Here is a 24,989-nt window from a genome sequence, read left to right on the forward strand (position 1 = left end):
AAATATGCTAGTGTTTTTATTGTTTAGTTACTTTCTTTACTTGTTCCGTATCCTTTTACAATACCTCTTGGTGAGTTTTGAATAAACTGCAGGATCTCATCTCTTTCCGCTGTTGGAAGCATTTCTTTCTCAATGTGGGAAATAGCCTGAGAAACGTTCATTTTCATCTGGAAGATCGCTCTGTAGATTTTCTGGATTTCAAAAATTTTCTCATTGGTAAATCCTCTTCTTCGTAAACCAACAGAGTTGATTCCTGCATAAGACATTGGCTCTCTCGCTACCTTTACATAAGGTGGAATATCTTTTCTTACCAAAGTACCTCCGGAAATCATTACATGTTTCCCGATTTTACCAAATTGGTGTACAGCAGATAATCCTCCCATTACAGTATAGTCTCCGATCTCGACATGTCCTGCAATACCACAACCGTTTACAATGATAACGTGATCTCCTATTACACAGTCATGTGCAATATGTGTAGTAGCCATAATAAGACAGTTGGCACCTATTTTAGTATATCCTAAAGCTTTTGTACCTCTGTTTACGGTAACACATTCCCTGATTGTAGTTTCGTCACCGATAATTACCTGGGTATCTTCACCATCAAATTTCAGATCCTGAGGAATTGCAGAGATTACAGTCCCGGGGAAAATTCTACAATTTTTCCCTATCCTTGCACCATCCATGATGGTAACATTAGGACCAATCCAGGTTCCTTCTCCGATTTCCACGTCTCCGGCAATTGTAGTAAACGGTTCTACAATTACATTTTTGCTGATTTTCGCACGTTTATCTACGGCTGCTAATTGATGAATCATTTAATCAACTTTATTTTTTGCAACTTGAGCCATAAGCTCTGCTTCTACTGCCACTGCATCTCCTACATATCCATACCCCTGCATATGAACAATCCCTCTTCTGATAGGCTCGATCAATTCGATTTTGAATATAAGCGTATCTCCAGGAATTACTTTTCTTTTGAATTTCACCTTATCAATTTTGATGAAATACGTAGAATAGTTTTCCGGATCCGGAACGCTGGCCAGTACCAGGATACCTCCTGTCTGTGCTAATGCTTCTACCTGAAGAACTCCAGGCATAACAGGTTCTTTAGGGAAGTGTCCAACGAAGAATGGCTCGTTCATTGTCACATTTTTCAGTCCCACTACATGAGAGTCTGAAAGTTCAAGAATCTTATCGATTAATAAGAACGGAGGTCTGTGAGGCATAAGCTTCATAATTCCGTTGATATCGAATACGGGTTCTTTTGTCAGATCAAAATCTGGAACGTTTTTCTTTTTCTGCAATTTCCACTGACGATTTAATTTTTTTGCAAACTGAGTATTCACATAGTGTCCCGGTTTGTTGGCAATAACTTTACCTTTTATTTTCACTCCTGCCAAAGCAAGGTCACCAATTACATCCAGTAATTTGTGTCTTGCAGCTTCGTTAGGATAATTTAAATTAAGATTGTCAAGAATACCGTTTGGTCTGATCGATACATTATCTTTTCCAAAGGCTTTCTTTAATTTTTCTGTAGTTTCAGGAGTAAGATCTTTATCTACATACACGATGGCATTGGAAATATCTCCACCTTTGATCAAACCGTGATCTAAAAGCATTTCCAATTCATGCAGGAAGCTGAAAGTTCTTGCTGATGAGATTTCGTCTTTAAATTCTGAAATATTTTTAAGAGTAGCGTTCTGAGTACCTAATACTTTAGTCCCAAAATCTACCATTGTCGTTACTTCGTAAGTATCTGAAGGAATAATTGTGATTTCCGAACCAGTAGCCGGATCACTGTATGTAAGAACTTCTTTTACAACAAGATATTCTCTTGCTACGCTCTGCTCTGCAACACCAACACTTTCTATCGCTTCAACAAAGTATTTTGAAGATCCATCCAAAATTGGCGGCTCAGAGGCGTCCATTTCTAAAACTGCGTTATCAATATCACAACCCACAAGAGCTGCTAATAAGTGTTCGCATGTCGTAATCTTTACCCCTAATTTTTCTAATGTAGTTCCTCTTTCTGTTGCTACAACATAATTTACATCTGCTTCTACCTGAGGATGTCCCTCCAAGTCTGTTCTTACAAATACAAAACCTGTATTTTCTTTTGCAGGTTTAATGGTCAATTTTACTTCTTTACCAGTATGAAGGCCAATTCCAGAAAGAGTTACCTCTTGCTGAAGTGTTTTTTGCATATCACTCATTAGTATTATCTTTTGAGTTATTCTCAAGATTATTTATTCTGTTTACTATTCCAGGTAAATTCCTGAAATGAACATAGCTTCTCAAATAGTCATTGTAACTGATTGCTGGTGAACCATACAATGTTTCTTTATCATTAACGCTTGAATTCACACCACTCTGGGCCTGAATTTTCACTTGATTTCCTATTTTGATATGTCCGACGATTCCTACCTGACCTCCAATCTGGTTCCAGTCACCGATTATAGTAGAACCTGCAATTCCCGCCTGTGCAGCAATAACATTGTTCTTACCGATTTTCACATTGTGAGCAATCTGAATCAGGTTATCAATTTTTGTCCCTTTTCCTATAACGGTAGAACCTATTGTAGCTCTGTCTATACTACAGTTTGATCCGATTTCTACATCGTCTTCAATAATTACATTTCCAAGCTGCGGTATTTTCTTGAAACCTTCGGCTGTTGGCTGAAAACCAAAACCGTCACCTCCAATTACCGTATTAGAATGAATCACACAATTGTCTCCAATGATACAGTAGTCGTAAATTCTGGCACCACTGTCTATCTTACAGTTTTTACCAATTTTCACTCCTTTTCCAATATATACATGTGGATAGATCTGTGAACCCTCCCCGATTTTGGCTTTCTCGGAAACATACGTAAATGCTCCGATATAGGCTTTATCTCCTATCACAGCTGTATCATGAATGGATGAACCATCTTCAATACCCTCTTTTCTTCCCTGCATTTCCTGATATAAATTCATCAGAACCTGAAAAGAAAGATAAGCATCTTTTACTATGATTAAGGTAGAGTTATAATTATTTTTTTCCAGAAGTTTTTCCGAAATGATGATAACAGAGCATTTTGAGGTATCCAAAAAATGAGAAAATCTATCTTGTGCTATAAAAGAAAGATGTCCTGATTCCCCATTTTCAATTGGTGAAACCCCTGTAATAAGTGCATTCTCGTCACCTATTATTTTTCCGTCAATAAAACTTGCAATTTGCGAAGCTGTAAATTCCATATTCTGCAAAGATAAGAAATTCTATAATTTGCAAACATTTTTTGGTTTCAGATCGTAAATTTTAATATTATTTAAGAGTCTAGCCATGACATATCTCTTGGAAACATAAGGATATAGCGGGTTGTTTTATTTATCATCAACCCTGATAAAAGCTGATCTTCTGACTCATGAAGCCTTGTTCTCTTACCATTTTTATGAAGTAAATAGATTGGCTGCTTTTCTGCGTGATAGGGCAATAATTTTCTTTTTATTTCATGAACCAGCTCATTACCATTATCAATTTTGAAAAATTCATTGATATTTTTTATTTTTTCATCAATTACTTCCTTGCTAAATGGATGTGATGAAATAATTGTTTTAGGTAAGTTTCTCTGAATAACACATTGACACCAGTAAGACAAAATAAAATCATCAGAGTTTTGCCATTCTTTCATCGCCTGGATCACATCATTATCATCAAGTTTGGTAAATCTTTCTATATCTTCATCCGTTGCAGCGCTCTTTCCGCGGTACAAAAAATATTTTAAATTCTCCGTTGCTGGAAGCTCAATCCCCGTGGAAATCAAATATTTTGCTCTTTCCAGGATTTTAACCAAAAGAAACTCTGCTAACGCTGAAGTTTTATGATAATAGACCTGCCAGTACATAAACATTCTGGCTGTCAGAAAATTTTCAATGGAATAAATTCCTTTTGCATCAATCACCAGCTCACCTTCTTCACACACATTCATCATGGAAATAATTCTCTGTGTATTAATATTTCCCTCTGATACTCCGGTAAAAAAGCTGTCTCTTTTCAGATAATCCAAACGGTCTACATCCAGCTGGGAAGAAATCAGTTGATTGAAAAATTTTCTATGATATTTCCCCTGAAACATCTCAATAGCCATAGACAATTGCCCGCCGAACTCCTCATTCAGCTTATTCATCAACAATAAAGAAAGGTTTTCATGGTGCCAGTCATCCATCAGCATACTTTCCAGCGCATGGGAAAACGGACCATGACCAATATCATGCATCAAAATAGCCAGCATCGCTCCTTTTTCCTCTTCCTCAGAGATTTTCACCCCTTTCTGTTTCAACGTTTCCAAAGCAGTAAACATCAGATGCATCGCTCCCAGAGCATGATGAAATCTTGTATGGGTAGCACCTGGAAATATCAGGTTCAAAAGTCCGGTCTGTCCGATTCTTCTTAACCTTTGAAAGTAAGGATGCTCAATGATGTCAAATAAAATTTCGTGTGGAATTTTGATAAACCCGTGAACAGGATCATTGATAATTTTTAGCTTATTCTGCATTGAGACGTCAATATTAGTAAACAAAGTTAGGCATTTTAAAATTTAGGCTTTTATTAAATTACTATTAAAATATGGGGATTAAACTATGATGAAGCTAATATTTTTCACAAATAACACCCTCATATCAAGGACATAAAAATCGCTATGGTTCACTTTTATCTTTAGTTCAGTATTTTATTGAAAACCTTTTGCATCTGTTGTATTAATGGAGTATCTTTGAGAGAAAACACGCCCACTCTTAATGAGAAACTCCTCTCTTTTTCTTTTATTATTTTTAAGTTTAAATTTTTCCGCACAAATTGTATCTGAGACACAAAAATTGGAATCCCTCTGCAGAGTCTGGGGATTTCTGAAATATTATCATCCTCATGTAGCAAAAGGAAATCTGAATTGGGACGAACAGCTTCTCCAGAAAATTGATGAACTTGAATATATTAATGATAAGAAGTCTTTAAATAATCTTTATGCCGACTGGATCAAAAGCCTTGGAGATGTTCTACCATGTAAAGAGTGCTCAATAAAAGATAATAAAGTATATTTTCTTAAAAATTTTGACCTGAGCTGGATGGATAATTCTCTTATTTTCTCCAAAGAACTCTCTCAGAAACTTCATGATATTGAAAATAACCGGAATCTTGGAGATAATTATTATTTCGGGAAATGGGGGAGAAAAATATACTTCAGAAATGAGAAGTCATATGGTTCAAAATTCACTTCCAAGACAACTAATCTATTAGAATTATTCAGATACTGGAATTATGTAGAATACTTTTTCCCTTATAAATATGAAACCGATCAAAACTGGAATGACGTTCTTACAGAAATGATCCCTAAGTTTCTTGGGGTAGACAATACCGAAAATTATCATTTAACATTAGCTGAACTGGTCACCAAAACAGATGACTCGCATGCCTATCTTTCCTCAAAAGAAATTCAGAATAATTTATACGGAAGCCGAAAAGTGCCCGTAGAATATTCGTATGCTGAAGGAAAGCTAGTGATTACAAAAATCAATGCCACAAGGCCCAGAAATAAAAACCCTTTGCATGCAGGAGATGCGATTTATGATATTGAAGGTAAAACGATTCCGCAAATGATCAACAGCCTGGGAAAATATATTCCGGCTTCCAATTCCTGGGGAAAGGTTAATAAAATAAAGGATAAGCTTCTCTTCAGCAACAGGGATTCTATTTCTGTAAAGATTGAAAGAGAGGGACAAAATCTGGAAATTAAAACCAAAACGTATTTTCTCAAAGACATTATTCACGAGAAAACTAAAGCACCCAAAAAATGGAAATTCATTGACGAGCAAGAGACAATCGGATATGTCGACATGGGAATTATAGAAAAGGAAGATCTGGATGAAATGCACAGCAATTTAAAATCTGCAAAATCCATTATCTTTGATCTTAGAAATTATCCCAAACAAACCATTATCCCTTTAAGTTATCTGCTGCTTCCGGAGCCTTCCGTTTATTATCAGTTCACTTTTCCTGACGCTGGCTATCCTGGCAAATTTTACAGCAGAAAAAATGTTACAGGCAGAAAGAATCCTGAATACTATAAAGGAAATGTAATCGTTCTAGTAGATGAAAGTACCCAGAGCCAGGCAGAGACCACAACAATGATGTTGAAGCAGCATCCGAAAGCTAAAATCATCGGCAGTAATACTTCGGGAGCCAACGGGGATGTCATTATGTTTACAATAGCAGATCTTGACACCCGGTTTACAGGTCTCGGTGCTTATTATCCTAATGGCAGAGAAACGCAAAGAATAGGCATCATTCCTGATATTCTTGTAAAAACCAGTGTGGAAGGGCTTAAAAACGGAAAAGATGAAGCTCTGGACAGGGCTTTGGAGTATATAAAAAGTACCGATTAAATAAAGCAAAACAGTTAAATATCTAATAGGATTTTCATTTAACTATTATTTAACTTTTAATCTTTCGATTTTGTGAGATTTTAAAAGGAATTGGTCAACATTTTGATAGAATAACCATGTAAAAAATAAATTATGTCAGAAAAGATATTATGGATCGATGATGAAATAGATTTACTTAAACCTCATATCGTATTTTTAGAAAAAAAGGGTTACCAGGTAACTCCTGTAAATAATGTGAATGAGGCTTTGGAACTTATGGATTCAGAGAAATTTGCTTTAACGTTAATTGATGAAAATATGCCGGGTATTTCCGGACTGGAAGCCATCCCTATGATTAAGGAAAAAGATAACTCCTTAAAGATTGTAATGGTTACCAAAAGTGAAGAGGAACACATTATGGAAGAGGCTATCGGTTCACAGATTGCCGATTATATATTAAAACCTGTAAATCCTAACCAGATTTTACTTTCATTAAAGAAAAATCTTCAGGAGGATAATCTGGTTGAACAAAAAACGATTTTACAGTACCAGCAAGAATTCAGAAACCTTTCTATGGAACTTTCTTATCTGAGAACGTATCAGGAATGGGCGGAATATTATAAAAAAATCCTTAGCTGGGAGATTAAATTTGATAAGGTAGCAGATAATGAATTTGCAGATCTTCTGCAGTCTCAGAAAGAGGAAGCAAATATTCAGTTTTCTAAGTTTATTGAGAAAAATTATGCAGACTGGCTTATTGATTCTGACAAGCCTCTGATGAGCCATACCCTTTTCAAGGAAAAAGTAAAACCGGAGGTTGAAAAAGAAAAAGTTCTTTTGTTAATGGTAGATAACCTTCGCTATGACCAGTGGAAAGTTATTGAGCCTTTGTTTACAAAATACTACAATAAAATATCGGAAGACTATTACTACAGCATCCTTCCTACGGCTACACAATATGCAAGAAACTCTTTCTTTGCGGGACTAATGCCGTCTGAGATTGAGAAACGTTTCCCTGATAAATGGTTTAACGATAATGAAGAAGGAAACAAAAATGAATTCGAGCGTGATTTTCTGGAAGATCAGATGAAGAGAATAGGTCTGGGGTCAAAATCTATGAAGTATCTTAAAGTACTGAATGCAGATTTTGAAAGAAAGATCTATGATGATTTCAATCAGCATAAAAATAATGACCTTTTGGTGATCGTCTATAACTTTATCGATATTCTTTCGCACGCGAAAACAGACAACCATATCGTAGATCAGCTGATCCGTGATGATAAAACATTCCGTTCTCTTACCTTCAACTGGTTTGAAAACTCTTCACTTTTGAAGATCATCAAAACAGCGGCAGAAAATGGATACAAACTGGCGATCACTACAGACCACGGAACCATCTATGTGAAAAAGCCAAGTAAAGTGGTGGGTGATAGAGAAACATCTACCAATATCAGATATAAAACAGGTAAAAGTTTGACCTATGATGACAGTGATGTATGGGCAATTACCAATCCTGAAAAACTTTTCCTACCAAAAGGAAACTTAAGCTCAAAATATATTTTCGCTAAGAACAATATATTCCTGGCTTATCCTAAGAATTACAATCACTTTGTTAATTACTATAAAGAAACTTACCAACATGGTGGAATTTCACTCGAAGAGTGTATCATTCCTATCAGTATTTTAGAACCCAAGTAGTTTTTTTCATAGTTTATTTAATTTTGGGTTTAAAGCGGAAAAAATCGAATGATTTTTTCCGCTTTCTTTTTAAGGCACTCATTTTGCATACTGAAAGACATCCATAAATAAATATAAACTTATGAAAAAACACATTTTTATCACGGCAGCATTAGCCGCATTATTTTTGACTTCATGTAATAAAGAAAAGAAAGCAACAGATTCTGCACCGGCTTCTGTAGACAGCATTGCATCAAAGCCATCTGATTCAGCAGCAGTTTCCGGTACTCAAGATGAAATTGTAAAAAGTACATCAAAAGACAGTAGTGGAAAAACCTTGGAAATGACTTTCAATAACACTAAAAATACTGCTACAGTAGTCTTTAACAAAGAAACGATTGAATTACAGGGACAAAAGCCTGCATCTGGGATCTGGTATAAAAATGACCATTATGAGCTTAGAGGAAAAGGTGAAGAAATTGAGTTGACAAAAGACGGTAAAACAGTTTTTAAAAAATAAAATCTCTTACTAAAAAGATAAAAGTCGGTTTTGAAATTCAAACCCGGCTTTTTTATTTCCTTACATTTGAAAAAAATTACACTTGTTTATGAGATTAATCACCTACAATGTCAATGGAATCAGAGCCGCTTTTACGAAGGATTTTTTGGGCTGGCTGAAGAGTGCCGATCCGGATATTATCTGCATTCAGGAGAGTAAGGCCGGAAATGACCAGATAGATATTGAAAGTCTTGAAAAATTAGGATATCACAGTTATTGGCACTCCGCAGTAAGAAAAGGCTACAGCGGGGTCGGAATTGCCTCAAAAATCAAACCCAATCATGTAGAATATGGCTGCGGTATAGAAAGCTACGATAATGAAGGAAGAATCATCCGTGCGGATTTTGACGGGTTTTCTGCTATTTCTGTATATGTTCCTTCTGCGTCTAATATTGAGAGACTGGATTTTAAAATGCAGTTCTGCCATGATTTCCTGGAGTATATCAAAAATTTAAAGAAAGAAATTCCTAATCTGATTATATCCGGTGATTTTAATATTTGCCACGAAGCCATCGATATTCACAATCCTGATGGCTTAAAGAATGTTTCAGGATTTCTTCCTATGGAAAGAGAATGGATGACCAATTTTATGAATGAATGTGAACTGATAGACAGTTTCAGATTTTTCAATAATGATCCTGACAATTATACATGGTGGAGCTACAGACAAAATTCAAGGGCTAGAAACAAAGGCTGGAGACTGGATTATAATTTCACTTCCTATAGTTTAAAAGATAAGCTCAGCAGAGCTGTTATTTTAAAGGAAGCGGTACATTCTGATCATTGTCCTGCTTTATTGGAATTGGATGTATAATAAACGAGATATTGATCCATACAAAAAGCCAGCTGAATCAGCTGGCTTTTTTTAATTTAAATCATAAAATTAATCGACAATTTCATATTCGACCGGAATTGTACCATGACTGATATCTCCAATCTCATCGAACGCAGCTTTAGACATATCTAAAGATCTTGATGAATGGTAAGGTCCTCTATCATTAATTCTCACTATTACCTCTTTACCATTTTTAAGGTTCGTAACCTTAACGTTTGTTCCAAATGGAAGCGTTCTGTTTGCTGCAGTAAACTTTGAGTTATCAAAGATTTCTCCGCTAGCAGTTTTTCTACCGTTAAATTTATCGTGGTAGTACGATGCATAACTTGTTTTTTTCGCATCTAAGGCATTACTCGTAAAAGAATAAACACCTAAGGTTGAAATCATCATTATGATTACGAGAATGAATCTTTTCATCATTTTGAACTTTTATTGGTTTTTGACAGAGCAAAAGTATCAGGAATCTTTATAAAACCCTACTTCATATGTTAAAAACAGTTAACAAAACATTAAATAAATGTTAAGTAGTCTTGTAAGCTCCTATGAATAGGGGTTTTAGATCACATTGTTAAAAAGTGTTAAAAAAACACTTAAAAAGTTAACATAATTAACTAATTTCTGCATAATTTAAAATTCAATATTTTAAAATAAATTGAAAATCAATACATTAATAAAAACAACAATGTTAAGGATTGATTAGAAAAACCAATCATAAAAAATAAATATCTTAAAATCAGATTTCAAAAAAACAGTCTGATAGAAGACTCTCAACCCTATAAAGCCTCATTTCTGAACTCATTTTTAACACCTTTATACTTTGTTAAAATTGATAGACTAAGCAATTATTCAACAAATATTTTATTTCAGTCGTTCAAAAGGATGAATTAATAATGATTTATTACCCGAAGAAATAAATGAACGTAAGTCTCTTAAAAGTAAAAAACCAATGATTTCTCATTGGTTTTTTTATCTGTACCTAAATAAATTATTATTTAGTATATTCTACAACATAGTCATAGTTACCGTTAGGGTAGACTACAGACATACTTGGAGAACCTGTAATAAAGTTTCCATTAGTTTTATCATAAGAATACACACTGTTAGCATAAACATTGTTTGTTCCTGTCTGATAAATAGTAATTCTATATAAGCTTCCTGTAGGAGGAATAATTACTGCATTAGTATAACTAGTAGGAGCTGTTGATCCATTTACTGCAAAAGATCCTTTAATAGCATAGATCTGAGCGTTATTTACTAATCTGTTTGTTACAGTTTCTGTCGTCAGAATGTTTTCTTTTGCGGTTACAGCAGTTACAGGTTTCCATGTACCTCCGTTAAGAGTACCAGATTTATTTTCATAAAACCAGTATCCTTGTGTAAGTGTACCTTGAGTAGAACCTACACCTGCAACACCACTTGCAGCAGTATTATAAACAATTAATCCGTCAAAAAAAGTAGGATAGTTATTTGGAATACCAGTTGTAGAAGTAAAACCAAACGCTGTAAATGTCGTTAGGTCTGTTCTAGGGAACAATAATCCTTTACCAATATTACTACTATTATTTACCGTAATATTTGAAGATGCATCAATAAAAGCAGAGCTATTAGCAGCTGCTGAGTTTGCATTTGAGTTTACAATTCTTACTTGTGCATAAGAGAAACTTACACCAGCTGTTATTAGTATAACAGCTAAAAATTTATTTGTCAATTTTTTCATAACCTGAATTTTTAAATGTTATATAATAATTAGAATCCTGATAAATAAGACCAAGAACCAGCTCCAGTGCCTCCCAGATAGATAAGTATAGCAGCATCAGCAGGTTGAATAACTGTATGAGATGTCTCACGAGGAGCAGGTATTATGTCTAAACTATTACCTCCTCTATTTGAAATGTACACTCTTTTTCCAATAGGAATACCTGAAGTAGGCAAAGTTACATTAAAGCCTGCACTAGTAATATTAAAAAGAATAATATCATCAGTAGCAGATGCAACATAACTTGTAGTTTGTTCAGTTGTAACGTTTAAAGCAGGATTAGCAACAGCTCCTCCACCTAAAGTTTTCCATGTAGAAGATGGAGCATCATAATAATAGAATCCTACAGCTGTAACATTTGTTGTTTTAGCAGTTGCAATACCATCTATAGTTGTAACAAATGCTAAAGCACCATTTTGGTCAGCTATATAAACTGCATCTTTTGCATATAACTGAGCTCTTGTCATACGAGGGACTAATAAGGCATCAGGTCTAGTGTTATCCGTAATATTTGCTGCTACGTCTAGAGTTGCGGCAGGAGTGGTCGTGTTAATCCCCACTCTACCTGTAGTCTGAGCCTTAGAAAAAGCCGAAAGGCCAACAAGCATAATTGCTGTTAATAAATTTTTTTTCATAAGTTTTTAAAGATTTTTAATTACATATTTTTTTCATCAATATTTTCAAAAGGGACATCCATCCCAACTTGTGAATATTATCTTTAAGCTAACTTCGATAATTTAACTATTTTGATTGAATCTTAACCCAGTTTCCAATAATTAACTTATTGAAGCATATTTTAAAAACATTGCTTATTGCGCAAATTTAAGACATAATTTTCTAATTTAAAACACTTTACAAATGAAAATTAAAAAATCTCAAACCCAAAAAACAATAAACAGCTAATAATCAAATATATAACAATATTCTGAATGAAGATATTTGTGTTAAATTTTATTAATACCTCAATTTTAATATCTCTATTTTTTTCCTGATTAGTAGGTGTTTAGCTACACCAATTCTCCATATAAATCAAATTCTTCGGCTGAAGTAATTTTGACCTCTGCAAATTCACCTATAGAAATATAGGTATCTTCAGCAGAAACCATAACTGTATTGTCTACATCTGGGGAATCATACTCTGTTCTTCCGATAAAATAATTGCCTTCTTTACGGTCAAAAATACATCTGAATATTTCACCTACTTTTTCCTGGTTCTTTTCCCATGAAATCTGAGACTGCAGCTCCATAATTTCCTCTACTCTTGCTTCTTTAACTTCCTGTGGAATATCATCCTCCAATACATGGGCCGTCGTATTTTCTTCATGAGAATAAGTAAAGCAGCCTAATCTGTCGAACTTCTGCTCTCTTACCCAGTCTTTAAGCTCCTGGAATCTTTCTTGTGTTTCACCAGGATACCCAACGATAAGTGTTGTTCTGATAGCCATATCGGGAACTTTCTCTCTGAATTTTCCTAAAAGAGCATCAGTTTTCTCATGCGTAGTTCCTCTCTTCATCGATTTCAACAAATCTGAATTGATATGCTGAAGAGGAATATCTATATAATTGCAAACTTTAGGTTCTTCACGGATAATATCCAGAACATCTTCCGGGAAGCCGCTTGGGAAAGCATAATGAAGACGAATCCACTCTACTCCTTCTACTTTTACCAACTCTTTTAAAAGGTCACCCAAAGCTCTTTTTTTATACAGATCCAAACCATAATAGGTAAGATCCTGTGCAATAAGAATTAATTCCTTTGTTCCTTTTTTGGCCAGTTTCTGAGCTTCCAAAACGAGTTTTTCGATAGGAGTTGAAATATGTCCTCCTCTCATCAATGGGATCGCACAGAAAGAACATGGTCTGTCGCAACCTTCCGAGATTTTAAGGTACGCATAATGTTTGGGAGTCGTTGTCAATCTTTCTCCTACCAGCTCATGTTTGTAATCTGCTCCAAGATGTTTTAACAGCATTGGAAGATCTCTTGTTCCAAAATACTGATCTACATCCGGAATTTCTTTTATCAAATCTGGTTTATATCTTTCTGACAAACATCCTGTAACGAATACTTTTTCAACCTCACCTCTATTTTTAGCTTCTACATAATCAAGAATGGTGTTGATAGATTCTTCTTTAGCATTATCTATAAATCCGCAGGTATTGATGACTACAATGTCGCCACGGTCTTCGTGAACCACTTCTTTGCCGTTGGCTTTAAGCTGGCTCATTAATACTTCAGAATCATATACATTCTTGGAACATCCAAGAGTGACTACATTGATTTTCTTCTTCCCTACAGATTTTGTACGCATCGTTTTGATTTTGAGTGTGCAAAGATACGAAATATTGAAGAGTTAAGAATTAAAAAATGAAAACCACTTTAAAAAAGTGGTTTTCAGGGGGTATACTTTAAAAGTTTTTTTCTTTAAATCCGGGTGCATTCTGATCCTTCTCCGAAAGTACAGTGTCTTTTTCATCAATTTTCCAATCGATATTAAGATCTTCATCATTGAATTTTACGCTGCCTTCCGATTCTTTGTTATAAAAGTTATCGCATTTATAGGAAAATACGGCATGGGTACTTAGCACTGAAAACCCGTGTCCAAAGCCCCTCGGTACATAAAGCTGTAATCTATTCTCAGCAGTAAGCTCCACTCCGAACCATTTTCCGAATGTAGGAGAATCTTCTCTAAGATCTACCGCCACATCCCATACACTTCCCTCAAGACAGGAAACCAGTTTTGCCTGAGCATGTTCTCCTTTCTGCAGATGCAGTCCTCTCAAAACGCCATAAGAAGATTTCGAAATATTATCCTGTACAAAGTGACCATTCATTCCTGTCAATTCTTCGAATTTTTTTTCGTTGAACTTTTCAAAAAAATAGCCTCTCTCATCTTCAAATACAGTAGGCTCTATGATATAGCAATCTTTAAGCGGGGTTTCTTTAATTTTCATAATCGTAAAAAAACTCTATTTCAATGTGGTTATTAATGCTTTAAACAAAATCTTTGCATCGTTTTTGAAAGACATATTTTCAAAATAATCAAGATTCATTTTTACTTTGTTCGGAAATAATATTTCATCATTATAGGTTAAAGGATCTTTCTGGTTTTTGAGAATATTTTCCTCATCTCTATATTTTATGCTTGCTTCACAAGTAAGTCCGGGTTTCAGTTCCAGTACTTTTCTATCTGTTCCGGCAAGTTTATCATAATATCCTTCGATATCAGGCCTGGGGCCAACAAAACTCATATCCCCTTTCAATATGTTAAACAATTGGGGAAATTCATCCAATTTAAATTTCCTAAGAGCCTGCCCGATTTTCGAACATGTTCTCTTATGTTCATGAATGGTTTTAAATTTAAAAATGGTAAAAGGTTTTCCATACTGCCCCACTCTGGTCTGAAAGAATATTCCATTGGAAGAGGTATCCAGACTTGTAATGATAAACAGCACGATCAGTACAGGCATAAGAAAAAGGGTCAATATTACCGCTAAAATAAAATCGAAAACCACTTTCCAATGTTTATACTGATTCATGAAATCCAATGCTATTAAATTCCGAAGTAAGTACGGATTATATTTTTTATTCTTATTCTGTCCTCGTCTGACAAGTTAGAGCCTGATGGAAGACACAATCCGTTATCAAAAAGTTTTTCGGAAACATTTCCACCGTAATAAGGAGCTTTTGCAAATACTGGCTGCAAATGCATTGGCTTCCAAAGCGGTCTTGATTCAATATTATCTTCTAAAAGCGCAAGTCTCAAATCTTCTCTGTTTTTACCTGTAATTTTCGGATCAATAATTACTGCTGATAACCAGTGATTGGAATAGAAATCATTCCCAGGTTCTGAAAATACAGTCACTCCATCGATTCCTTTAAATACTTCAAGATAGAAATCATGCATCGCTCTTCGGGCTGCCACTCTGTCTTTAAGCACTTCCATTTGTCCTCTTCCTATCCCTGCTACAATATTACTCATTCTGTAATTGAAGCCAATCTGTGAGTGTTGATAGTGAGGTGCATTGTCTCTTGCCTGCGTAGAAAGAAAAACAGTTTTATCTTTATCTTCCTGAGTGTGGCAAACCAAAGCCCCACCTCCAGAAGTCGTAATAATTTTATTTCCATTAAAACTTAAAATTCCAAAACGACCGAATGTTCCGCAAGCTTTACCTTTGTAAGTAGAACCAAGAGCTTCTGCAGCATCTTCGATAACAGGAATCTGGAATTGCTTAGCAATAGCGATAATTTCGTCCATTTTTGCAGGCATACCATACAAATGAACGACAATAATAGCTTTAGGTCTTGTTCCTTTTAGAATTCTGTTTTCAATAGCTTCATTTAAAGCTTTTGGGCACATATTCCAGGTATCCGGCTCACTGTCTACAAAAACAGGAGTTGCTCCACAATACGCAATAGGATTGGCTGAAGCTGAGAAAGTCATTGACTGGCAGATGACCTCGTCACCATGCTCTACTCCACATTCAATAAGAGAAAGGTGCAATGCTGCAGTACCAGCAGAAAGGGCTGCTACTTTTGTGTTTTCACCTAAAAACTGTTCCAGATCATTTTCAAATCCGTCCACGTTAGGTCCTAATGGGGCTACCCAGTTTTTTTCAAATGCTTCGTTGATGTATTTTAATTCGTTGCCTCCCATATGTGGAGAAGACAACCAGATTTTAGTATCCATATTTTGTATTAGTCATTAACTTATTTAAATAATATTTTTCTTTATAATCCTGCCTGGATTTCCTACCACTACAGAATAATCTGGAATATCATGAATAATTACCGCTCCTGCCCCAATCATACACCATTTTCCTATTTTGATTCCTTGTATTACTGCAGCTCCAATTCCTATATGACTTCCTTCTCCCACCGCAACATTTCCAGCAAGTGCTACATTGGGTGAAATATGAACAAAGTCTTCAACTATACAATCATGGTCTACAGAAGCATTTGTATTGATAATACAGTGCTTTCCAATAATGGTATCCGCATTGATTACGACTCCCCCCATTATCACTGTACCTGGTTTAATTTTTATAGAATTCGAAATTATTGCTTTGGGATGAATTAAAGAAATAAAATTGACATTGTTTAGCTCTTCGGCTATCTTCTTTCTTATTTGATTATTTCCGATGGAAATAGCTACTTTATTTATCTCCTCTGAAATTTTATTGATTACTGGTAAACCATAACATTCTCTTTTACTGATATCCTGATCAATAAAAGCTATAATTTCGATTCCAGCAGCTGCAGCAATGTCAGCTACTACTTTCCCATGTCCGCTTGCTCCAAATAAATGCATTATTTTTTCATTCCTTTAAAAGGTTCTATAGTAGCATGTCCATCTGCTGAGATTCCTTCTCTTATAAAAACCTTCTTAATAGTAAGAGATATAATTTTCAGATCCAGACCTATTGATAGATGATCTATATACCAAACATCTAAATTAAACTTTTCTTCCCAGGAAATAGCATTTCTCCCGTTTACTTGTGCCCATCCGGTAATTCCCGGCCTTACTTCATGTCTTCTCGCCTGATTGTCATCATAAAGTGGCAGATACTGAATCAATAAAGGTCTTGGTCCAATAAGAGACATATCTCCCTTGAGTACGTTAATTAATTGTGGAATTTCATCAAGAGAAGTTTTCCGGACAAATGCTCCTACAGGAGTTAATCTTTCAGCATCTGATAAAAGGTTTCCGTTAGAATCCTTTTTATCATTCATGGTTTTAAACTTTATAATTTTAAATATCTTTCCGCTTTTTCCAGGTCTTCGCTGAAAGAAAAAAGGCTTGCCATTATTGGAAAGAAACAATCCAACTGTCACAATAAGGAAAATTGGAAACAGTAAAGTAATTCCTATTAGAGAAAATATAAAATCAAAAATTCTCTTTAAATAATTTTTATACATTTTTAAAAGTTAGGTATATCAATCAGTATGTCTCTTATAAACATAAATTTAAATTTCTTGTGCCCTTACTGTATAACTAATACCAATAATCATTGAACTAAAATACAAAAATTCCGGTATATTGAAAAGATTACAAGAGGTCTGTACTAGAGTAAAATATTGCAAAAATAAAGCAAAGATCAGTTTATAGTATATATTCCCTTTTTGAATGTTCCAAAACAAGGCCATATTTTTCACTACGGGCCAAAATTTCAAAAAATAAATAATGAATCCCAAAATACCTGTAGCCATTAACAGTTCTAAGAAAATATTGTGGGGATGTACACCATTCTCAAACAATACTCTTCCTCCAAAAAAGCGATTTGAATTAAAGATTTCAACTGCTCTGGTAAACAATGGCCCCCTGCTTGATGTATCACCATGAGCTATCCATTTATACATTCTGTTAAAGCTGGTAATTTGTCCGTTCCCATATTGTTCATGAAAAACAACCAGACCTATAAAAAGTATAGCCAAAAAGAAAGCATACAAAAGATATTTCTTCTTTCCTTTTAAAATAATCATGTAAAAAGAACAGACAGTAATAGCTACTAAAGGACTTCTTGCCATAGATTGAATCACATTAAAAAGGCCTAAAAAAAGACAAAAAAACAGAAAGTATGACTTATAATCTTCTCTGCAAAATAACAGTAAAAATAATGATATGATAAATAGTGAGGCTCCTATATGGCCGTACATAATATAGTATGTACTAAAAATATGATCTAATTTTATATAGCCATATATATAATTTATGACGAGAAGCCCGCAGAGAACAATAACACAATATTTTGCTATATTCTTAAGATCTATTTTATTATAATTGATACATAGTAATGCAAAACTAGGTAAAAGAACAATAAACAAAATCCTGAGAATGTACTCATTCTTGGACAGTACTATTTCCTCATCAAATGGATAATGATTAAATGAAAATATAAGTTTCACCAAATAATAAACCCAAAATACAATAAGGCTTATCATCGAAATATTTTTAAAGCTAACTATTTTCCTTTCTTTATATATTACTAATAAGGAAAGAACAATAATAAAAACTCTGTAAGGTATAGAAAAGTATTTACTATTTACTTCAAGTGGTTTAGCTAAAGAAATAATAATAAGGTTTCCCACAATCACAGATAATAGGAGCAATTTATTAATGAAGTTATTATTAACAGTAATCTTCATACCAAAGAGTCATATTGTACTTTTGCAATATAACACTATTATTTTTTTTGTTTTTGAGATTCTAATATAATGGTATCCAAATATTGTTTTCCCAATGATGCATAGGTTCTGTTTTCAAAGATCCATTTTCTACCTTTATTTCCTATCCCGGTTCTTTCTTCTGAGCTCATTTGGGCATAATGTATGATTGCATCCATAATATCTTTTGCAGAAGTACTCTTGATAAATTTGCCACAATCTGCTTCATTAATCATGGAGGGATATCCTGTATATGATGCAATAATTGGTTTTGCTGCCAGCATATACTCTACTACTTTATTCATAGACTGCCCATAATCCCATACTTTTGAATCTTGTGTGGATAAATATAGAATATCACAAACCTGAAGGAAAAATTTAACTTCATTTTGTTGAATTCTCTGTAAAAATGTTACATTCGAACAATCTTTTAGCTGTTCTTCATAAGATGCTCTAAGATCTCCGCTTCCCACGAGTACGAAATGTATACGATTATCATCTTTCATCAGTTGTATAGCCTCAATAAAAGGCTCCAACGCGTTAGTAACTCCCATACTACCTGCATATCCAACTATTACTTTATCGGAAGGCACAAGATCTAAAAACGGATTTTTTTCTTTTAAATAATCTTCGGAATAATTTTCAGGATCAAATCCTAACGGAGCACAGATAAAAGGTTTTTTATATCCTAATATTTCTTCCACATGCAAATCCAGCCTTGGCATCGTACCCGAGATTAAATCAGCTTTTTTATATCCAAATTTTTCTACAAATCCTATTAATAAAACAAGAGGATGCCATTTAGAGAACCCTCCTTCTTCAGTCATTGTTAAAGGCCAGATATCACGAATGTCAAAAACTAAAAAGCTTCCGAATTTCTTCTTCAAATAATATCCATAAATAATCGTAAAAATTGAAAGTGACGAAATTACAACCACATCAGGCTTTGCCATATTGGAAAGCTTCATTGAAAAAAGTTTTCTTTCGAAATCAAACCAAGACAAAATTCTGTCTATAGAGGCTGTTTTGATATATTTCTTTGTTTTGATCCATCTTATTGCGACTCCATCCTGTTCCTCATCATTATAAGTTTTATCCGTTTCGGGACAATTTGTAAAATGATTTGCATCTGATGTTACTAATAAAGCTTTATTACCCAATCTTTTAAATTCTCTTGCCAGATAAAATAAGCGTGATGGAACTTTGGCATATTGAGGGGGTGAAGCATATTTTGAAATTAACCAGATATTCATTAGTGTTTAAATGTTTATTTTAAATTTACAATTTCTTGAAAATACCCTTTATTTTCGTTGATATAAGGGTTGTGATTAGAGTAATAAGAAAATTTAGAAGAAATCCTTTCATACATTACATTAACTTCATTCGTATTCAGCATTTTCCACCATCCATAGAAAATATGGGCATAATCCTCAGATGGCAATAATCCTGTTTTTCCTTCTTTAAGGTTACTTCTAAAATTGCTATTATTTCCATCAACAAAATTATTGAAAGTATAAATTCCGTCTTTAGGATTATACGCTGCAATATTATTCAATAGTTGTTTTGAAAGCAATGTATTAAGTTTTACTAAATATTTAAGTTTTGTATTATCAGATTGAAATGCTAATTTCATAAGGTTCAGATAAGCCGGCATTCTTGAAAAGTGGGAGGCATCCCAATTGACGCTTTGACCTTTCTTAAGGGCTACATCTTGAAAATTCGGATGATCTTTCCAAACGTTTGGCTGTAAATACCATACATTATCTTTAAATACTACTTTTTTCTGCATTACCTCATAAAAGAGATTTCTAATGTTTACAAAATCCTGGGTTGTAGTAAGTGATGCTTCTTTTTCTATAAGTGAAAGACTAATGCCTGTTCCCATCAGATAGAACTCAAGGTCAGTAAATGCATTATAATAGCTCATATCTCCATTATATTCACCAGTCAGTAAATACTGTACCCTTTGCTTTACTCCATAGAATTTTTTTGATTCTGCATCCCAGATATTTGCATAGGTATTGTTCCAATAGTTTAATACTTCATTTTTGATGAGATTAAACATTTTTGTCTTTTCCGCATTGCCACGTATTCCACTTCTTCTCAAATATTCAGAGACCGTAAAATAGAAAGTTCTTTTACTTAAATCATCTACATCTGATCTATTTTTTATAGTAAGCAGTGTTTTATAAGTAAAAAGCATCTGCAATCTTTTTATTACTTCCTGATTATTAACATCGTAAGCATATTGTATTGGAATATATAAAAAGGCAGCACAGTCATAGGGGGCATTTGGCCAATTCGCCATTTTTGTCTCAGAAGCAAAAATATCATCATAATGATTGATCAGATTAATGATTTCTGGAGTTGCCAGATTTTGTTGTCTGAAGACAGGCTCCCCTAATATCAAAGGTGTTTTGCTTACAGATGCTTGTACCACCGAGCAAATGCCGATGGTACAAAACAAACAAATAAGAATAAACCTTAGTTTATAAATTATTAATTTTCTCATCTATAAATAGATATTTTTTCAGTTACCAATTATTGTTTATACAATTTTGGAATACTATTAACTATTTTTATAACACGTTCAAAATCCAGTCCTAAAGTGTCTAAATACCATCTTATATTTTGGTAACGAGGCGTATTTTCTATTCCAACAAGCTCTAAAGCTCTTTCTCTGGTAATTTGCCCCTCTCTGATTTGATTACTTCTAAAAGTATCATGCTCTGTAAAACCTGCTACCGTATAGTATACATAATTATAAAATGCAGCAGTACCATCACCAATTCTCCATGTGGTAGTAGTATCTATAGCTTTTTCCCAGTCGTAACCATTTAAAAGGGTATCATCTACCTGCTCTTCATCCCATCTCCAATAATCGAAAATATGGTAATAATCCTGCTTTTCAGTAAAACTACGATAGTATTCTCCTGAAAGGGTGTCCCAAAGTGAGCTATTGAAATATCCAGGGCTCTGCATCATTGCTCTGAATCTTTTAGAGTGATATCTCAGCTGCTTCATAGCACCATGGCTATATACTCTTTTTTCTTCAAAATCGGGTTCAATATCCAGGAATCCTGTCTTAAAGTGAGTTACTTCCAATGGATTTACTCCCCAAAGGTTAAGATTGATTCCCGTTTGCTTTTTGATATCTTCTACATATCTGAAGAAGTGCTTATCCCCTGCCGTAAGCATTGCCATCATTCCCAGGTGAGGTGATTTCAGCCATGCTTCAAGGTTCATTCTGATATTCTTTCTTTTCAATGAAATATCTGCAGCAACAATAATATTTTCTACTCCAAGGTCTGCACACATACGGCTGATATTTCTTCTCCCCAGATCTGTTACCATTCCCCAATCATAGGTATAAGTAACAGGTTTCATTTCCAGTTCTTTTACAATAAGGTGAAGTCCGTAACAGCTATCTCTACCTCCAGAAAAAGGAACAATACAGTCTAATTCTTTTCCTTTTCTTCTGTAGGGCTCAACCAGTTTAAATAATTCTTCTTTCGGTTTTGGATTATTTCTTGGTTTGTAGCTCTTACAATAATTACATACACCTGCTTCATCAAATTTTATAAAAGGCATCGTTTCCGGAAGTATACATTTAGTACATCTTTTGATGTCTATTTTTTTGTATTCCAGTAAACCTTCTTCGATTGTATTAAATTTAAATTCAGGAATTAAATTTTCTACTCTACTTTTTTCGTCTACAATTTCTAATTGTTCATCTGAAGCAGGAATATCAAGAATTAAAGCTTCATCTTTGATTTGGCTGATGTTTTCACATCCAATAATTTTAAGACCATAATTTTCTGACGCAAAATATGTCTTACCTTCATTATACCCTACATACAAACTACCATTATTAGAGAAAAGAAGAATCTTTCCTTTTTCCGGCAATACAAGAGCACATGCAATAACTCCTCTACATAAAGAAAGTATCTCATGAGGAAGGTCTTCAATTTTGCCTCCTTTACTCAAGAATTCTTCTGCAATGGCTACGATGGCTTCAGAGTCAATATTCAGTTGTCTGCTTACTGATAATTTATTCCAAATTTCATCTTCATTTACAATAATACCATTGTGTATAGCACATATATTTCCTCTAATTACGGGCTGGTTATCTCCCAGACCATTAGTAATCAACCTGCTATGACCTAATACAATATGATTATCATAAGGTTTTACTTTGTTTAATAATTTCTCAATACTATAATCTGCTCTGTTTACTTTATAGTGATTGTTTTGATAATAAATCAAACCACTGGAATCAACACCTCTTTGTTCTGAATGTTTTACCAGGATTTGAAACTTCTGTTTATTTATACTCGTCTTAGATACGACCCCAAAAATTCCACACATTTTGTTTTATTTTTTGTTTTTTATTTTTAATATCTCGTTATACATTTTTATTAATTCAGTCTCCTGAAAGTTCCAACTAAGTGGATAAAGATCTTTTTTGTCTCTGTTGCTTAGGTCTAAATATTCAATATCTTTTACAATTTCAAATAAGTTTTCAGCATGTAAGGCACTACATTTTCCTAAATTATATTTTTCCACAACATTTTCGATATCTGGGAAATTTGATGCTAAAATATATAATTCTGAAAAAGCATATTCAAATAATTTATTGGGCAGGCAATAATAATCACTTAGTGAGACAGCTTCTATCAGGCAGAGCCCTACATCTGCAGACCTAGATACATCTACTACCTGATGATGAGGAACAGCCGGATGATAATGAATATTAGCATTATTAGCTGCTGCTTTTTTTATTTCATCAACATATTCACCATATCCAATAAAGACTATATGGGAATCTACTTCTTTTCTTTGGAAAACATCCAAATACAAATTTACTCCTCTTCCTTCTTCACTTATTATTCCAAGGTATAAAAATATTTTTTTGCCTTCTGGAATATTAAATTTTTCTCTGAGATAATTACTTTGATTGTGTTCCTTCTGAGAAGCATCAAGTAAAGGAGAATTTAATATCAATACACTTTTCTTTTTTCCTAAATGCTTATCATACCAATCAATGATTGAAGGACTTACACTTATCAGAACATCAATATGCTTCCACAACATTTTTTCAATGAAAAGTGTGTATTTTGAAAGTATTTTTGATTGACCTGCTTTATCTGATTCAAGTTCATGTGCATCATAGATCAGTTTTGCCCCGCTAAATAATTTGATGGCTTTTGCAATAGGCAGATACAATGTATCATGACAGTGGATAACATCAGGTTTATATTTAATACCGGGGATAACCATTCTCATAAATGCCTCTATCAGATTGACAAAATATCTAATAGGCCTTGGCAAAAATTTTAGATTTTTTGTAGCAATATTGAATGTCCTAATAAAAGGAATATTCTCAGTTTCATATTTATGTCCTTCAGAATCATCAATTCCATAGGCTACCAAGGTGGTATCCTCAATCTTTTTGACAGCTTTCAATTCTTTTAAAATTCGGCTGTCATAACGGATATCTGTAGGAGAAATATGTAAGATTTTCTTATTCATTATTTTTTTTATATCTAGGCATTAAATAAAGTAAAAAGCAGACGGCTAAAAATCCTCCTGAAATAAGTGCTGTAAAAAAGGCACCATTGATAAACAGGAGTCCAAAAGAAAAACTAGAAATCAAATATATTCTTGCATCTAATTTAAAGCTTGACATATCAAATACTCTTAGGAAAAAAGCTCTTACAACTGGAAACACCAATAAAGATGCCCATCCAAATTGTGCATAGTCACTTCCAATCAAACCTGTATTGGAAGACATATCCGGGTCGTTAAAATAAGTCGCTGCTATTATATAAGGAGAATTATTTTTATGGTTTACAGTGCTTTCAAACCAGTGTCCAAAATGCTCTCTGAGGTAAAGTAATTCGTGTGTTGAAAAATAATCATAATGAAAATATGCCAATAATGTAGGGGTAAAAAAGGTTCGTGAATAAAGACCGGCAATACTAATCTGAACCGTTTCACTCCCAAATTCAATAAAAAATATCAAAATAAGATTGAGTCCAATAAATACATGCAGAAGGTACTTGTCATATTCTTTTCTATAAAAAAAATAAATAAGTATGGTCATTATAAGCAATACGAAATCTGTTTTATGAGCACCAAAAGAATACATCATTAATCCAAAGAAGAAAAACAAACAACTCAGAAAAACATTTTTCTGTAATAAATAATACATAAAGGAAATCGTAATAAACATACTCGCTATTGGTCTCAAGTAATTTATAAACGAGGGCATATTAAATTCACTAACTTTTGCACGTATTTCATATACTTCTTCAAAATCAAATTTAATATTGAACCCATTATATATTACTGAAAAAACCAGCATAAGAAGCACAACCGTGTACAGTAAAATTTTAAACAAAATCATTGATTGAGAATTATCAAAAATTTTATAATATTTCACATTTTTATATCTTATATAACAGAAAAAGAAGATAATACAATATAAAACACTGTATATAAAGAAGTCTACATTATCGGTGTGTATACAAAATGTCAAATTTGGCAGAAAGTATAATAAAAACATTACCATTAAAATTAAACTGGCAGGAGTATTTTT

The 24,989-nt window shown here is 33.8% G+C and carries 23 protein-coding genes; 4 read left to right on the plus strand and 19 right to left on the minus strand.

All coding sequences use genetic code 11. The features are described from left to right. Positions 1 to 23 precede the first annotated feature (23 nt). The 4 genes from lpxA to DBR39_RS14790 form a co-directional block, all read right to left on the minus strand. On the minus strand, positions 24 to 818 hold the full coding sequence (lpxA, locus tag DBR39_RS14775; RefSeq protein ID WP_103231671.1) for an acyl-ACP--UDP-N-acetylglucosamine O-acyltransferase: 795 nt from the start codon (positions 816 to 818) through the stop codon (positions 24 to 26). Then, positions 819 to 2,216 (minus strand): bifunctional UDP-3-O-[3-hydroxymyristoyl] N-acetylglucosamine deacetylase/3-hydroxyacyl-ACP dehydratase, encoded by a 1,398-nt coding sequence (locus DBR39_RS14780; RefSeq protein ID WP_103231670.1) that lies wholly within the window; start codon positions 2,214 to 2,216, stop codon positions 819 to 821. Beyond that, positions 2,209 to 3,240: a UDP-3-O-(3-hydroxymyristoyl)glucosamine N-acyltransferase gene (gene lpxD, locus DBR39_RS14785; protein ID WP_124534335.1), complete on the minus strand. Its 1,032-nt coding sequence runs from the start codon at positions 3,238 to 3,240 to the stop codon at positions 2,209 to 2,211. The genes DBR39_RS14780 and lpxD overlap by 8 nt, the downstream gene beginning before the upstream one ends. A gap of 71 nt (positions 3,241 to 3,311) precedes the next feature. Beyond that, the gene (locus tag DBR39_RS14790; RefSeq protein WP_124534337.1) at positions 3,312 to 4,538 is read right to left on the minus strand and encodes an HD domain-containing protein; all 1,227 of its coding nucleotides are present in this window, start codon (positions 4,536 to 4,538) and stop codon (positions 3,312 to 3,314) included. Between the two features lie 319 nt (positions 4,539 to 4,857). On the opposite strand from DBR39_RS14790, the gene DBR39_RS14795 reads away from it, so the two are divergent. From DBR39_RS14795 to DBR39_RS14810, 4 genes are all read left to right on the plus strand, one after another. After that, entirely contained in the window at positions 4,858 to 6,420 is a 1,563-nt protein-coding gene (locus DBR39_RS14795; RefSeq protein WP_185147193.1) for a S41 family peptidase, read from the plus strand. Between the two features lie 132 nt (positions 6,421 to 6,552). Continuing rightward, complete coding sequence (locus DBR39_RS14800; protein WP_124534341.1) at positions 6,553 to 8,097, plus strand: bifunctional response regulator/alkaline phosphatase family protein; 1,545 nt, start codon at positions 6,553 to 6,555, stop codon at positions 8,095 to 8,097. Between the two features lie 121 nt (positions 8,098 to 8,218). Further along, complete coding sequence (locus DBR39_RS14805; RefSeq protein ID WP_124534343.1) at positions 8,219 to 8,596, plus strand: MliC family protein; 378 nt, start codon at positions 8,219 to 8,221, stop codon at positions 8,594 to 8,596. A gap of 88 nt (positions 8,597 to 8,684) precedes the next feature. After that, positions 8,685 to 9,449: an exodeoxyribonuclease III gene (locus DBR39_RS14810; RefSeq protein WP_124534345.1), complete on the plus strand. Its 765-nt coding sequence runs from the start codon at positions 8,685 to 8,687 to the stop codon at positions 9,447 to 9,449. Between the two features lie 69 nt (positions 9,450 to 9,518). On the opposite strand, the gene DBR39_RS14815 is transcribed toward DBR39_RS14810, so the two are convergent. The 15 genes from DBR39_RS14815 to DBR39_RS14885 form a co-directional block, all read right to left on the minus strand. Next, a complete protein-coding gene (locus DBR39_RS14815; RefSeq protein ID WP_034699143.1) occupies positions 9,519 to 9,890 on the minus strand; it encodes a septal ring lytic transglycosylase RlpA family protein in 372 nt (123 codons plus the stop codon). Between the two features lie 568 nt (positions 9,891 to 10,458). Next, positions 10,459 to 11,187, minus strand: a complete 729-nt coding sequence (locus tag DBR39_RS14820) for a hypothetical protein (protein WP_124534346.1) — start codon at positions 11,185 to 11,187, stop codon at positions 10,459 to 10,461. A gap of 29 nt (positions 11,188 to 11,216) precedes the next feature. Continuing rightward, on the minus strand, positions 11,217 to 11,861 hold the full coding sequence (locus DBR39_RS14825) for a hypothetical protein (RefSeq protein ID WP_124534348.1): 645 nt from the start codon (positions 11,859 to 11,861) through the stop codon (positions 11,217 to 11,219). A gap of 372 nt (positions 11,862 to 12,233) precedes the next feature. Next, complete coding sequence (rimO, locus tag DBR39_RS14830; protein ID WP_124534350.1) at positions 12,234 to 13,535, minus strand: 30S ribosomal protein S12 methylthiotransferase RimO; 1,302 nt, start codon at positions 13,533 to 13,535, stop codon at positions 12,234 to 12,236. Positions 13,536 to 13,632: 97 nt separating this feature from the next. Then, positions 13,633 to 14,178 (minus strand): dTDP-4-dehydrorhamnose 3,5-epimerase, encoded by a 546-nt coding sequence (rfbC, locus tag DBR39_RS14835; RefSeq protein WP_124534352.1) that lies wholly within the window; start codon positions 14,176 to 14,178, stop codon positions 13,633 to 13,635. Between the two features lie 15 nt (positions 14,179 to 14,193). After that, positions 14,194 to 14,763 carry a sugar transferase gene (locus DBR39_RS14840; protein WP_124534354.1) on the minus strand — a complete coding sequence of 190 codons (570 nt, stop codon included), beginning with the start codon at positions 14,761 to 14,763 and terminating at the stop codon, positions 14,194 to 14,196. 14 nt (positions 14,764 to 14,777) lie between these two features. Continuing rightward, positions 14,778 to 15,914, minus strand: coding sequence for an aminotransferase class I/II-fold pyridoxal phosphate-dependent enzyme (locus DBR39_RS14845; protein ID WP_124534356.1), 1,137 nt, complete (start codon positions 15,912 to 15,914; stop codon positions 14,778 to 14,780). Positions 15,915 to 15,938: 24 nt separating this feature from the next. Beyond that, complete coding sequence (locus DBR39_RS14850; RefSeq protein ID WP_124534358.1) at positions 15,939 to 16,535, minus strand: acetyltransferase; 597 nt, start codon at positions 16,533 to 16,535, stop codon at positions 15,939 to 15,941. Then, positions 16,535 to 17,143, minus strand: coding sequence for a sugar transferase (locus DBR39_RS14855; protein WP_124534360.1), 609 nt, complete (start codon positions 17,141 to 17,143; stop codon positions 16,535 to 16,537). The genes DBR39_RS14850 and DBR39_RS14855 overlap by 1 nt, the downstream gene beginning before the upstream one ends. Positions 17,144 to 17,191: 48 nt before the next feature. Continuing rightward, entirely contained in the window at positions 17,192 to 18,370 is a 1,179-nt protein-coding gene (locus tag DBR39_RS14860; RefSeq protein ID WP_124534362.1) for an O-antigen ligase family protein, read from the minus strand. Positions 18,371 to 18,408: 38 nt separating this feature from the next. Next, the gene (locus DBR39_RS14865) at positions 18,409 to 19,641 is read right to left on the minus strand and encodes a glycosyltransferase family 4 protein (RefSeq protein WP_124534364.1); all 1,233 of its coding nucleotides are present in this window, start codon (positions 19,639 to 19,641) and stop codon (positions 18,409 to 18,411) included. 14 nt (positions 19,642 to 19,655) lie between these two features. Beyond that, positions 19,656 to 20,900 (minus strand): hypothetical protein, encoded by a 1,245-nt coding sequence (locus tag DBR39_RS14870; RefSeq protein WP_124534366.1) that lies wholly within the window; start codon positions 20,898 to 20,900, stop codon positions 19,656 to 19,658. A gap of 29 nt (positions 20,901 to 20,929) precedes the next feature. After that, a complete protein-coding gene (locus tag DBR39_RS14875; protein WP_124534368.1) occupies positions 20,930 to 22,756 on the minus strand; it encodes a glucosamine 6-phosphate synthetase in 1,827 nt (608 codons plus the stop codon). Between the two features lie 6 nt (positions 22,757 to 22,762). Next, complete coding sequence (locus DBR39_RS14880; protein WP_124534370.1) at positions 22,763 to 23,920, minus strand: glycosyltransferase; 1,158 nt, start codon at positions 23,918 to 23,920, stop codon at positions 22,763 to 22,765. Continuing rightward, positions 23,913 to 24,833: a hypothetical protein gene (locus tag DBR39_RS14885; protein WP_124534372.1), complete on the minus strand. Its 921-nt coding sequence runs from the start codon at positions 24,831 to 24,833 to the stop codon at positions 23,913 to 23,915. The genes DBR39_RS14880 and DBR39_RS14885 overlap by 8 nt, the downstream gene beginning before the upstream one ends. Positions 24,834 to 24,989: the final 156 nt, after the last annotated feature.

Origin of the sequence: Chryseobacterium sp. KBW03 (assembly GCF_003852415.1) — a bacterium.
In the GTDB taxonomy this organism is placed as follows: domain Bacteria; phylum Bacteroidota; class Bacteroidia; order Flavobacteriales; family Weeksellaceae; genus Chryseobacterium; species Chryseobacterium viscerum.

Coding starts and splice junctions, on each gene's coding strand:
- DBR39_RS14855 (WP_124534360.1), bottom strand. CDS start 17,143: ATGTATAAAAATTATTTAAAGAGAATTTTTGATTTTATATTTTCTCTA.
- DBR39_RS14870 (WP_124534366.1), bottom strand. CDS start 20,900: ATGAGAAAATTAATAATTTATAAACTAAGGTTTATTCTTATTTGTTTG.
- lpxD (WP_124534335.1), bottom strand. CDS start 3,240: ATGGAATTTACAGCTTCGCAAATTGCAAGTTTTATTGACGGAAAAATA.
- DBR39_RS14800 (WP_124534341.1), top strand. CDS start 6,553: ATGTCAGAAAAGATATTATGGATCGATGATGAAATAGATTTACTTAAA.
- DBR39_RS14790 (WP_124534337.1), bottom strand. CDS start 4,538: ATGCAGAATAAGCTAAAAATTATCAATGATCCTGTTCACGGGTTTATC.
- DBR39_RS14860 (WP_124534362.1), bottom strand. CDS start 18,370: ATGAAGATTACTGTTAATAATAACTTCATTAATAAATTGCTCCTATTA.
- DBR39_RS14810 (WP_124534345.1), top strand. CDS start 8,685: ATGAGATTAATCACCTACAATGTCAATGGAATCAGAGCCGCTTTTACG.
- DBR39_RS14845 (WP_124534356.1), bottom strand. CDS start 15,914: ATGGATACTAAAATCTGGTTGTCTTCTCCACATATGGGAGGCAACGAA.
- rfbC (WP_124534352.1), bottom strand. CDS start 14,178: ATGAAAATTAAAGAAACCCCGCTTAAAGATTGCTATATCATAGAGCCT.
- DBR39_RS14865 (WP_124534364.1), bottom strand. CDS start 19,641: ATGAATATCTGGTTAATTTCAAAATATGCTTCACCCCCTCAATATGCC.
- DBR39_RS14850 (WP_124534358.1), bottom strand. CDS start 16,535: ATGCATTTATTTGGAGCAAGCGGACATGGGAAAGTAGTAGCTGACATT.
- DBR39_RS14875 (WP_124534368.1), bottom strand. CDS start 22,756: ATGTGTGGAATTTTTGGGGTCGTATCTAAGACGAGTATAAATAAACAG.
- DBR39_RS14820 (WP_124534346.1), bottom strand. CDS start 11,187: ATGAAAAAATTGACAAATAAATTTTTAGCTGTTATACTAATAACAGCT.
- DBR39_RS14780 (WP_103231670.1), bottom strand. CDS start 2,216: ATGAGTGATATGCAAAAAACACTTCAGCAAGAGGTAACTCTTTCTGGA.
- rimO (WP_124534350.1), bottom strand. CDS start 13,535: ATGCGTACAAAATCTGTAGGGAAGAAGAAAATCAATGTAGTCACTCTT.
- DBR39_RS14825 (WP_124534348.1), bottom strand. CDS start 11,861: ATGAAAAAAAATTTATTAACAGCAATTATGCTTGTTGGCCTTTCGGCT.
- DBR39_RS14840 (WP_124534354.1), bottom strand. CDS start 14,763: ATGAATCAGTATAAACATTGGAAAGTGGTTTTCGATTTTATTTTAGCG.
- lpxA (WP_103231671.1), bottom strand. CDS start 818: ATGATTCATCAATTAGCAGCCGTAGATAAACGTGCGAAAATCAGCAAA.
- DBR39_RS14880 (WP_124534370.1), bottom strand. CDS start 23,920: ATGAATAAGAAAATCTTACATATTTCTCCTACAGATATCCGTTATGAC.
- DBR39_RS14805 (WP_124534343.1), top strand. CDS start 8,219: ATGAAAAAACACATTTTTATCACGGCAGCATTAGCCGCATTATTTTTG.
- DBR39_RS14815 (WP_034699143.1), bottom strand. CDS start 9,890: ATGATGAAAAGATTCATTCTCGTAATCATAATGATGATTTCAACCTTA.